Annotated in this window: 1 protein-coding gene; it reads right to left on the bottom strand. The window is 79.5% G+C overall.

The window, feature by feature from the left end; all coding sequences use genetic code 11:
- Positions 1 to 518, bottom strand: a 518-nt coding sequence (locus MY520_RS27970) for a DUF222 domain-containing protein (protein WP_436695961.1), incomplete at both ends; no start/stop codon positions are given.

Raw genomic sequence — 518 nt, 5'->3', positions numbered from 1 at the left:
GCGGGCACCACCTGGCCGTCGACCTCGCCGGGGGCGTCGCCGCCGAGCAGGGTGCCGATCGAGGCGACCACGGTGAGCAGCACCCGCACCGGCGGCAGCTCGCACTCGCCGGGGCGCAGCACCAGGTCCAGCAGGCAGTCCACCATCCGCTGCCCGCGGCTGCGCGCATCGCCGGGCTCGGTGCCCAGGGCGTCGGCGCAGGCGCCCAGCGCCCGGTGCAGCGCCCGGGCCTCGGGCAGCGTGCAGACCACGCTGAGGGCGGCCATGCCCTCGGCGCGTTCGGAGCGCAGGTACACGCCGCGCTCGCGCAGCGCCCGGGCCAGCCGGCGGGCGGCCTCCCGGGCGTCGCGGACGGCGACGATCCGGCGGGCCCGGTCGCCCAGCTGGGCCGGGGTGGTCACCGCCGCCCGCCGGGACATCCAGGCCAGCAGCTCGGCCTCCACCGCCGCGCGCCGCGCGTCGTCGGCGATCGGCGCGACCTTGTCCAGCAGGTGCCACAGGTGCCCGGCGTGCAGCAG

It is taken from the genome of Geodermatophilus sp. CPCC 205506, assembly GCF_051383635.1.
Lineage (GTDB): Bacteria > Actinomycetota > Actinomycetes > Mycobacteriales > Geodermatophilaceae > Geodermatophilus.
This window is presented reverse-complemented; position numbering and strand designations above follow the sequence as displayed.